The sequence below is a fragment of the Thermococcus sp. PK genome, from assembly GCF_000430485.1.
In the GTDB taxonomy this organism is placed as follows: domain Archaea; phylum Methanobacteriota_B; class Thermococci; order Thermococcales; family Thermococcaceae; genus Thermococcus_A; species Thermococcus_A bergensis.
Window position 1 is genome coordinate 550717 of sequence record NZ_KE387150.1, and the last position, 10156, is coordinate 560872.

Sequence of the window (10156 nt, forward strand, 5' to 3'; positions counted from 1 at the left end):
AATGTGTTATGGTCTGAAAATCCTCCTCAGAGTCAAATACTGTTTAAATAACAGGGGGTGAAACTAAACACGCCCCGATCATTTAATGGTTAAGTTTTCAGATTTTGCATCCCCGCCCTGAAGGGCGAGACTTTCAAAAGAAAAAGGTAAAAGCGATTCGCAGATAGCGGAAAAAGTTACTGCAGTTCTTGATGAGTTTGGAGTTAATTACGACGTGGAGGTTGTTTCAGCCCACAGAAATCCTAAAAAAGTTGAGGAGCTTGCGAGGAAGGACTACGATGTTTTCATTGCCATAGCGGGATTCGGAGCTAATTGCCCACATGATAGAACTAAGGACAAGAAGCTCAGACTGGCACTCCCAAGATTATGAAAAAAGAAAGCACTTACTCGTCCCCTAAATACTTTTTCCAACCAACTTCTTCGAGTTTCTTAGCCTTTTCTTCAACGGTTTTTTTCATCTCTTCCCTGTATTTTTCAAGCTTCTCTGCAATTTCTGGGTACTTTATTGAGAGTATCCTAAGGGTTAACAATGCCGCGTTCTTTGCATTATTTATAGCCACCGTAGCCACCGGAACGCCTGCAGGCATTTGGACAATGGAAAGTAGGGAGTCTAAGCCGTTTAAACTTCTGCTCTGCACAGGAACACCTATCACAGGAAGAGTAGTTATTGAAGCAGTCATGCCAGGAAGATGAGCTGCCCCTCCAGCACCTGCAATGATAACTTCAATTCCCCTCTCTTTAGCAGTTTTTGCATATTCATACATTCTTTCTGGAGTTCTGTGGGCTGAGACTATAGTTATTTCGTAATCAACTCCAAATTCCTCCAGGACTTTAGCGGCTTCCTTCATAACTGGCAAGTCAGAATCACTACCCATAATAATTCCGACTTTAGGCATCTCCAACCACCTTAATTATCTTTTTCACCTTATTCGCAATCTCCAAGGCTTTTTCAAGATCCTTATTTACAACGGTCACATGCCCCATTTTTCTTAGAGGCTTAACGAGAGATTTTCCATATATATGAACATAAACTCCCGGATACCTCAAAGCTTCCTTTAGCCCGATGACTTTTGGCTTTCCAGTCCCTTCTCCTAGAAGATTAAACATAACTGCAGGAAGTAGAAGTTCAGGGCTTCCAAGTGGGAGTTCTACTATTGCCCTTATATGCTGCTCAAACTGACTTGTTAGGCAAGCCTCTATCGTGTAGTGCCCAGAGTTGTGAGGTCTCGGAGCTATTTCATTCAAATATATTTTTCCATCAGGAGTAAGGAACATTTCAACTCCAAAAATACCTACCCCATCAAGGGCTTCAACGGCTTTTACTGCTATCTTTTGTGCTTTCTCAGCTAGGTCTTCGCTTATCCTTGCTGGAGCTATGAGGGTATCTAAGATGTTTGCTTCATTAAAATACATTTCAACAACTGGATATGCGGCAACATTTCCTTCCAAATCTCTAGCAACCATTACTGCAATTTCCTTCTCTATTTTTACAAACTCCTGCAACATTGAATCTTCAAGAATTAACTTATCTAACTCATTCTCGCTTCTTATTATCCTTACCCCTTTTCCGTCGTATCCTTCTCTCCTAGTTTTCTGAACTAGCGGAAAGCCAAATTTTAGAGCCTTCTCAATTATTTCTTCTTTATCTGCTTTAACAAATTTAGGCACTGGAATTCCCGCTTTTTTCATAACTTCCATTTGAAGTAGCTTATCCTGAATGACCTCAAGCACTCTTGGAGAGGGGTGAATTTCAAATCCCTCATCTTCTAACTCTTTTAGGGTTTTGACGTTCACATGTTCTATGTCGTAGGTAACAACATCTGAAATTTCTGCTAGCTTTCTTATTGCGTTCTCGTCTTTAAAGCTTCCAACTATATGATAGTCGGAAACTCCTTTTGCGGCTGGTTCTTCTTGGGGATCAAGAATAGCTACTTTAAATCCTAACTTTTTTGCTTCTTGAGCCATCATTTTAGCTAGCTGTCCCCCGCCGAGGATTCCAATCATTGCCCTCATCGATTTTTACATACATTTGCGTAGTTTAAATAGTTTTTTGAAAATATTTGACAAAAATTTGTCAATAACTTCTCTTCCCCACCATCTTAATTCAAATACGGGGATATTCCCACAAATATTAGGAGTCTTCAACACTAAGAGTTTCCTCCTAATTCCCTCTTCTGTAAACCTGCTTTTAGTTTTTATTACGTAATTCGCTCTCCTGTAGACTGAAGCTATGACTTCCTCACCTTTCTTTTCGACCCATAACCAGAAGTTAGTTCCTGTAGGATACTTTTTGCATGCTGTGTGCCTCCGTCTAATTTCAGCGGAGAGCTCGAGATGCCTCCTGGCGTGCCGGTTGCTGCGGTTGGAATTGATAACGGAAAGAACGCGGCATTGCTAGCGATAGAAATCCTGGCATTGAAAGATGAAAGCTTGAGGAGAAAGCTTGAAGAGTACAGGGAGAAAATGAAGGCCTAATATTCTCATTAAAAATTAAAGGGCCTAAAGCAGATGTTTCCTTTTTTCATATTCCTGATCCTGCCATTCTCCACTTCTCGTCCTAAGCTCGGTCATGTGGGCAACCATCTCTGCTTTCCTCTTCGCTTCCTGTACATCCTTATCCCAGGCTAGTGCGACACCCAGTCTTCTCCCTTTGTACGCTTCGGGCTTTCCGAAGAGTCTTATGGTTGTGTTTGGGATGCTCAAAGCCTTGAAGACATTCCTAAACCTTGGAGCGTAGCCTTCTTGATTGGCTAGGATAACGTGTGTAGCCGCGGGGGTTAAGACGGGTAACTTTCTGGTGCCGTTTTCCTCAATGGCCGGAATTGGGAGCCCCAACACAGCTCTAACGTGAAGCCCAAACTCGGAAAATCCTGTGGGATGGGAAGCCATGGTTACCATTCCGGTGTCATGAGGTCTTGGGGAAACTTCGTTGGCCCATACCTTGTCCCCTTTGACAAACATCTCCACGCCGAATATTCCGAGACCTCCGAGAACATCTGTTATGCGCTTGGCTATTCTATACACTTCACGCTCGGCTTTTTCGCTTATCTCTGCAGGTTGCCAGCTTGAGTGGTAATCCCCATCGATCTGGTAATGCCCCACAGGGGCTGGAAAAGTAGTAACTATCTTCCCATTTTCATCGAAGTGCCTCACAGCCAATTCCGTGATTTCGATATCGAAGTCTATATGCTCTTCAACAATAATCTTATCAGCACTTCCCCTGGCTTTTTTCTTTGCAACTTCCCACGCTTTAGGAATATCTTCGGGCCCTTTAACGAAGTACGATCCCTTCCCGCTGGAACTCATTATAGCCTTGGTGTGACAGGGGTAGCCTATCTTCTCGCAAGCTTCGTAGAGCTCATCCAGCGTTTCGGCGTATGCGTAACGGGAGGTTGGAACCTTAGCTTCCTTTGCAAGGGTCTCGCGAGTCCTTTCTCTATGCATGGCTATCCATGTCGCCTTTGCGTTTGGAACGACAAAGTAGCCTTCCTTCTCGAATTCAAAGAGGGCATCGAGGTTTATTGCTTCTATCTCCGGAATTATCGCATCTGGCTTTTCCCTCTCCACAATGCTCCAGAGGAAGTCCTTATCTTTCATATTGCCTACGTAGCTTTTGTGAGCAACCTGCATGGCGGGGGCATTTGGATATCGATCGACTGCGATAACCTCGATTCCTAATCTCTGGGCCTCTATGGTTATCTCTTTTCCAAGTTCGCCACTCCCAAGAAGGAGAATTTTAACAGCAGAATCAGTTAGGGGTGTTCCAATTTCATCTCTAATGCTTATCATGGGTATCACCTAAATTTATTGACGTTTGTATGTTAAAACTTTGGGAATATTTAAGAGTTTTTGAACATAAAAATGATAAAACTTTTAAATCCTTCCCCCAAATACCTTCCGGTGATAATCATGTTGACTTATGCGCAGGCTGGTGTTGACGATGAAAAGACTCAACGGGCTCTAAAAGGAATAATCTCTCTTGCAAAAGCGACTTTTGAGTTCAGGAAGGGAAAACTAGGCGAACCTAAGGAGGATATAGGACACTACGCTGCGTTGATGGACTTTGGAGACTTTTACCTTGCGATGACAACGGATGGAGTAGGAACCAAGACCTTAGTTGCAGAGGCAGTTGGGAAATATGATACCATTGGGATCGACATGGTAGCGATGAATGTGAATGATTTAATATGCCTTGGAGCGGAACCCGTTGCTTTGGTGGATTATCTCGCAGTTAAGGAGCCAAATGATGAGGTTTTTCAGGAGATAGCTAAGGGTCTTTACGAAGGAGCCAAGCAGAGCGGAATAGCTATAGTTGGTGGCGAAACCGCAGTCTTGCCGGAGCTAGTAAACGGCTTTGACCTTGCCGGTACGGCTATCGGTGTTGTCGAGAAAAATAAAGTGATAAACGGAAAGGAAATAAAGCCGGGGGATGCGGTGATAGGTATCTCAAGCTCAGGAATTCACTCCAATGGGTTAACCCTTGCAAGAAAACTCCTAATACCTAAGTACGGACTTGAATATGAATTTGAAGGCAAAAAGATTTGGGAGTATCTACTTGAACCCACGAGGATATATGTTAAGCCGATTCTCGACCTCATCAAAAAAGTTGAAGTCCATGGCTTAGCCCACATCACCGGTGGGGGGTTATTAAACCTCAAGCGCCTCACTAATCATGGTTTTTCTCTTGAAATGCCACCAATCAGCGGGATTTTTAAATTGATCTATGAAAATGGTGTCCCGCTGGAGGAGATGTTCAGGGTATTTAACATGGGCGTAGGCATGATAGCTATTGTTCCTCAGGAGGGGAAGGAGGAGGCATTAAATATCCTAAACAAGCACTTTGAGAGCTTTGAGTTTGGAGTTGTAACAGAAGAACCCGGAATAAGGGTGGAGAACTATAATATAAGGATTTAGTTCTAGTGTCCTGTTTCCATTTTACAATAACTTTTTGCAAATTGCTTGCTATTTTTCAATATTTTTTCTGGATAATACAAAGATTTTTATTGTTTGAATTCAAAAATCTAATGACATAATTTAAGGAGGTATAGGCATGAAAGTACAGGTTCTTTTTGTACTATTTGTTTTTGTTACTATGTCTGGTTCAGCTCTTGCATTTGGAGGGAATGGGAGCTATGAACATCCAATGCCTACTGACATAGAGGTTGGGGATATATTGATTGGCCATAGCCCAGATAGTGACCCGTTAATTCCGGGATATTGGACTCACAATTCTATGGTAGCTTATGTAAAAGATGGAGAATGGTTCGTTGTTGAGGCGTGGTTCACCGGAGTCAGAATAACAAAGCTTTCAGATTACATGGCAAGATACGATGATGTTGCAATACTAAGGGTTTCAGCCTCAAAAGCTCAAAAGAAGCGGGCTGTTAGATTCGCTCTTGCACAGCTTGGAAAACCTTATGATTTTGCACTCTGGACTAAGCAGGTTTATGGACCCAGCTACTACTGTTCCGAACTTGTATGGGCAGCATACAAAGTTGTGGGAATTGATATAGATGCACACCCAGGATTTTCGCTCGAATATTTCTGGGGCGTTGCACCGCAGGAAATCTATGACGATTCCGATACAGTGGAGATTTATCGTAACTCTATTTGAGTACTTTTTCTTTTTGTTAATAGAAGCTTAGCTCCCTAGTTCTGACTAAAAAGTGGAAAATGAAGAAAAAGTTCAGGAGGTAAGGCGCTTGTAGAGTTCTTCATAAGCCGATATTAAATCTCCCTTGTTAAAACGGAACACATCCTTATCTAAACTTTCTTTTGTCTTTGCATCCCAGAAGCGGCAGGTATCTGGACTTATCTCGTCTGCAAGGATTATCTCGCCTTTCTCGTTTTTACCAAATTCGAGCTTAAAATCTACCAATAAAATTCCTCTTTCTTTGAGATATTCTTGTAAAATCTCGTTAACTTTGAGTGCTATCTTTTCCATCTCTTTAATCTCTTTTTCATCTATACCAAGAGTCTTTGCGTGGTAATAATTTATCATTGGGTCTCCAAGGGCATCGTCTTTGTAGTAAAGCTCTACTATAGGTTCTGGAAGTTCAGTTCCCTCTTCTAAGGGAAGTCTCTTTTTCAAGCTCCCTGCAACCACATTCCTAACAACAACCTCGATTGGAAACATTTGAAGCTTTTCTACGATAAGCTTGTTGTCGCCAGCAACACCTATGAAATGAGTTTTTATGCCCTTCTCTTCCAAGATCTTGAAAAGGAGAGCACTTATTTGAGCATTAAGCCATCCTTTGCCCTTGAATTGTTCCTTCTTTTCCCCATTAAAAGCCGTGGCATCGTCCTTGAACTCCATTATCATCTTTCTATCATCCAAGGGAATCATTTTCTTTGCTTTTCCTTCATAAACTTCCATTTTTATCACCATATTCATGTAAAATTGGGGAGTATTTAAGTTTTATTTTATCATTTTTATGTTAATATCTGGGCAAAGTTTTTAAGTTAAGAGTGGTAAATTACAATGGAATATTTGTGATCAATTAACATTTAAAAGTCAAGAATTCGCGGGGGAAGGCTATGAGAGAAAAATGCGGAATCTTTGCAACCAAGGCAGAGAACGCTTCTAGAAAAGCGTACTACGCACTCATGGCTCTTCAGCATAGGGGGCAAGAGAGTGCGGGAATAAGCGTATGGAAGAACAAAATAAGAACTATTTCCGGCAGAGGGTTGGTTTCTGAGGTTTTTAGAGGAAATGAGCTTGCAAGACTTAGATCAAATGTGGCTATAGCCCACGTCCGCTACTCCACATCTGGTTCTCTTAACGAGGCCCAACCCCTGCAGACTTCTTGTTGTGGAAAAGAGATAGCTGTAGCCCACAACGGAACTCTTACGAATTTCATACCTTTGAGAAGAGAATATGAAAAGAAGGGAGTAAAGTTTAGACATTCCGTTGATTCGGAGCTTTTAGGGATATCTTTTCTCTGGCACCTGAAGGAAACTGGTGACGAATTCGAAGCCATGAAAGCAGTTTTTAATGAGGTTAAAGGGGCTTACTCCGTGGCTTTTCTTTTTGATGGAAAGATACTGGTTGCCAGAGATCCCCTCGGTTTTAGGCCCCTAAGCTATGGGGTAGGTGAGGGCCACTATTTTGCTTCTGAAGATTCCGCATTGAGACTTTTTGTGAATGAAATTAGAGATGTAACTCCGGGAGAGGTGTTTTTGATTTCTGAGGATGTTGAGAGTAAAGTTTTAGTTAATGAGAGCCATTATCATTGTGTTTTTGAGTACATATACTTTGCGAGGCCGGATAGTGTTCTTGATGGAGTGAGCGTTTATAAAGCGAGGGTTAAGATGGGGCAGGAACTTGCACGTGAGAGCCCCGCAAGTGCTGATGTTGTCATTCCAGTGCCAGATTCTGGAAGAGCGGCTGCATTGGGCTTTTCTCAGGTGAGTGGAATTCCATATGCTGAGGGTTTGATAAAGAACCGTTATATTGGGAGGACTTTTATAATGCCCGGCCAGTTCTACAGGGAGTTAAAAGTAAAGCTCAAGCTCTCTCCCGTTAGAGATGTTATCGATGGAAAGCGCGTTGTTCTTGTGGACGATTCCATAGTGAGGGGCACTACAATGAAAAGGATAGTAGCGATGTTAAGAAAGGCCGGTGCAAAAGAAGTGCATGTAAGAATAGCCTCCCCTCCAATAAAACATCCTTGCTACATGGGAATAGACATTCCAACCAGACATGAGTTGATAGCAGCTTTTGGAAGTATTGAAAAGGTTAGAAGAGTAATCGGGGCAGATAGTTTATCTTATCTTACTGTTGAGGGCCTAAAAAAAGCTGTAGGAATAAAAGATCTCTGCATGGCATGCCTTACGGGTAATTATCCTGAGTGGGCCTTTCGCTTTTGAATTTTCTTATTCTTGCAGCTGAAAACTTAAATTCTGAGGTTCCTGCTTTGTTGAGGGCATTGTTGGTGATTCTGTTGGCTTTGAAATGGAAGGGAATTGCTACTACTCCTTGAGGCACTTTCCCAATTTCCACCTTCATTCGAATCTTTCCACGTCTTGTTTCAATCTCTACGAGGTCGCCGCTCTTTATATCGAGTTTTTTTGCGTCTTCTTTATTTATTGTGGCAGCTGGTTCTTTCATGAACTTAACCAAGGAAGGACTCCTCAGCGTCATCTCCCCCGTGTTATAGTGATTCATAACTCTAACGGTGGTCAATGCGAATGGGTATTCTTCGTCAGTACTTTCCCATGGTGGGACTTGTTCAACTGCCATGAATCTGGCTTTTCCATTTGGAGTTGTGAATTCCCAAGTGTGAAGCCTCTTTTTTGGAAGAAAGATCCCATCAGAATTCTTGAGCTCCTCTACACTTTTTTCCTCCAGTTCTGGAAATAGACGAAAGTACTCTACTGTTATTTCTTCTACATTTGAATAATCAAAGCCCGGCAACCCAAGGGCTTTTCCCAACATGGTCAATATCTCCCAATCTGGCTTGGAATCGTTCAGGGGCTCAAAGACCCTCTCGCTCCATTGAATTCTACGTTCACTGTTCATATAGGATCCTTCCTTTTCACAGAAACTTGAGGCAGGGAGGAGATAATGAGCATAGCGGGCTGTTTGTGTCATGAACAAATCCTGAACAACCAGCAAGTCCAATTTTCTAAGGGCTTTTCTGACTTTAGCAAAGTTGGCTTCACTAACGGCTGGATTCTCTCCAACAATGTAAAGAGCCATTAAATCCCCTCTTTCAATTGCATCCCAGAGTTCCGTTAGATAAAACCCCCTTCTGGTGGGGAGGTCATCAACCCCCCAAAGCGAAGCAACTCTTTTTCTGAACTTTTCATCATCGAGTGGGACATAACCGGGCAAGAACTCGCTAAGAGCCCCCATGTATGCTGCTCCTTGGACGTTATTTTGCCCCCGTATTGGATATAGGCCTCCTTTCTCACCTATGTAACCCAAGAGAAGGGCAAGGTCTATCATTGCTAGAACGTTTTCGACTCCGGAAATGTGCTGTGTCAATCCCATACCCCACATGATGGCTCCACTTCCAGCTAAGGCAAACTTCCTTGCAACCTCTCGTATAAGGGGGGCAGGAATTCCAGTAACTCTTTCTGCGTATTCAGGAGTGTATTTCATAGTGGCCATTCTAACCTCCGAAAATCCGGTGGTTCTCTTTCTGATGAATTCTTCATTGTAAAGTTCCTCTTGGATTATAACGTGCATCATGGCATTGGCGAGTACTATGTCTGTTCCAGGTTTTATCAAGAGCTTGTAATCGGCAAAATTCATTGTGATGGTCTCTCGAACGTCAACGACGATTATTTTTGCACCTTTTTTCTTAGCGTTCCCTATGTACTCCAAGACCACCGGATGGCTCTCCGCGGGATTGTAGCCCCAGATGAGTATCGCTCCAAAATTTTCTAGGTCTTCATAGGGATTGGTTTGAGTTCCCGTGCCGAGAGTTATTTTAAGGGCATGCACACTGGCTTCATGACAAACCCTTGCACAGTTATCGATGTTATTTGTGCCAAAAAGTCTCGCTATTTTTTGAAGAAGATAGTTCTCCTCATTGCTAGTCTTTGAGGAGGCTATAAAAGCAACAGCATCGGGACCATAAAACTCTCTTATCTCAAGGAGCTTGTGAGATATTTCCTCCATGGCTTGCCCCCAAGTTACAGGTTTTAAGACATTTTTTTCTCGTTTCAGAGGCTTTTTGATCCTATCCTTTGAGAGAGCGAATTCCATAGCGTAGAGACCTTTGGGACATATTCTTCCTTTATTTGGCTCTCCTTTATAGGGCCTAACTGTTAGTGTCTGAGAATCAATGATGAGCTTGCATCCAAAACCGCAGTAAGGACACACGACTTTCACCTTATCACCTATGTACATTTAGATGGCAAAAATAAAAATATTTCTATAAAAAATTGACACGTAAATGATAACAGAATGGCTTCTCCAAGTCTTCCAAGTCTTTTGGCTGAAAAGCCATTAAATGGCTGACCTCCTCCCCGCCCTGAAGGGCGAGGGTTCCAACGAGTTAACCCCTCGCCAACGGCGGAAAGGTTTGAGGGGTCTCATTTAGACCCAAGTTAAAGCGGGTCTTCGACCCCTCGGGGAGGGTCTTCCCCCCATTACCCCTACCTCCTGCAAGAGCAGAAAGGCTCGGGGTTATCTTTTCAACTGCCT

Annotated in this window: 8 protein-coding genes and 2 pseudogenes; 5 read left to right on the top strand and 5 right to left on the bottom strand. The window is 42.7% G+C overall.

Annotation, left to right across the window (positions count from 1 at the left end; genetic code table 11):
* Positions 1–163 precede the first annotated feature (163 nt).
* Positions 164–319 (top strand): annotated as a pseudogene (locus THEPK_RS11260) (AIR carboxylase family protein); the annotation flags it as partial.
* 64 nt (positions 320–383) lie between these two features.
* Here THEPK_RS11260 and purE read toward each other — a convergent pair.
* On the bottom strand, positions 384–896 hold the full coding sequence (gene purE, locus THEPK_RS11265; RefSeq protein WP_042702011.1) for a 5-(carboxyamino)imidazole ribonucleotide mutase: 513 nt from the start codon (positions 894–896) through the stop codon (positions 384–386).
* Positions 889–2013: a 5-(carboxyamino)imidazole ribonucleotide synthase gene (locus THEPK_RS11270; protein WP_225807079.1), complete on the bottom strand. Its 1125-nt coding sequence runs from the start codon at positions 2011–2013 to the stop codon at positions 889–891. Before THEPK_RS11270 ends, purE begins: the two co-directional genes overlap by 8 nt.
* Before the next feature lie 318 nt (positions 2014–2331).
* Between THEPK_RS11270 and THEPK_RS12770 the strand changes: the two are divergent.
* Positions 2332–2475 (top strand): annotated as a pseudogene (locus THEPK_RS12770) (AIR carboxylase family protein); the annotation flags it as partial.
* Positions 2476–2499: 24 nt separating this feature from the next.
* Here THEPK_RS12770 and purT read toward each other — a convergent pair.
* Complete coding sequence (purT, locus tag THEPK_RS11275; protein WP_042702016.1) at positions 2500–3789, bottom strand: phosphoribosylglycinamide formyltransferase 2; 1290 nt, start codon at positions 3787–3789, stop codon at positions 2500–2502.
* A gap of 120 nt (positions 3790–3909) precedes the next feature.
* Here purT and purM point away from each other — a divergent pair, with 120 nt between their 5' ends.
* Positions 3910–4914, top strand: a complete 1005-nt coding sequence (gene purM, locus THEPK_RS11280; RefSeq protein ID WP_042702017.1) for a phosphoribosylformylglycinamidine cyclo-ligase — start codon at positions 3910–3912, stop codon at positions 4912–4914.
* Positions 4915–5050: 136 nt separating this feature from the next.
* Positions 5051–5614 carry a YiiX/YebB-like N1pC/P60 family cysteine hydrolase gene (locus THEPK_RS11285; RefSeq protein ID WP_042702019.1) on the top strand — a complete coding sequence of 188 codons (564 nt, stop codon included), beginning with the start codon at positions 5051–5053 and terminating at the stop codon, positions 5612–5614.
* 72 nt (positions 5615–5686) lie between these two features.
* Here THEPK_RS11285 and purC read toward each other — a convergent pair whose 3' ends face one another.
* Positions 5687–6376, bottom strand: a complete 690-nt coding sequence (gene purC, locus THEPK_RS11290; RefSeq protein ID WP_083965088.1) for a phosphoribosylaminoimidazolesuccinocarboxamide synthase — start codon at positions 6374–6376, stop codon at positions 5687–5689.
* 161 nt (positions 6377–6537) lie between these two features.
* Here purC and purF point away from each other — a divergent pair, with 161 nt between their 5' ends.
* Entirely contained in the window at positions 6538–7869 is a 1332-nt protein-coding gene (gene purF / locus THEPK_RS11295) for an amidophosphoribosyltransferase (protein WP_042702022.1), read from the top strand.
* Here purF and fdhF read toward each other — a convergent pair.
* Entirely contained in the window at positions 7832–9859 is a 2028-nt protein-coding gene (gene fdhF, locus THEPK_RS11300) for a formate dehydrogenase subunit alpha (protein ID WP_042702024.1), read from the bottom strand. The two genes, purF and fdhF, sit on opposite strands and share 38 nt — an antisense overlap.
* Positions 9860–10156 lie beyond the last annotated feature (297 nt).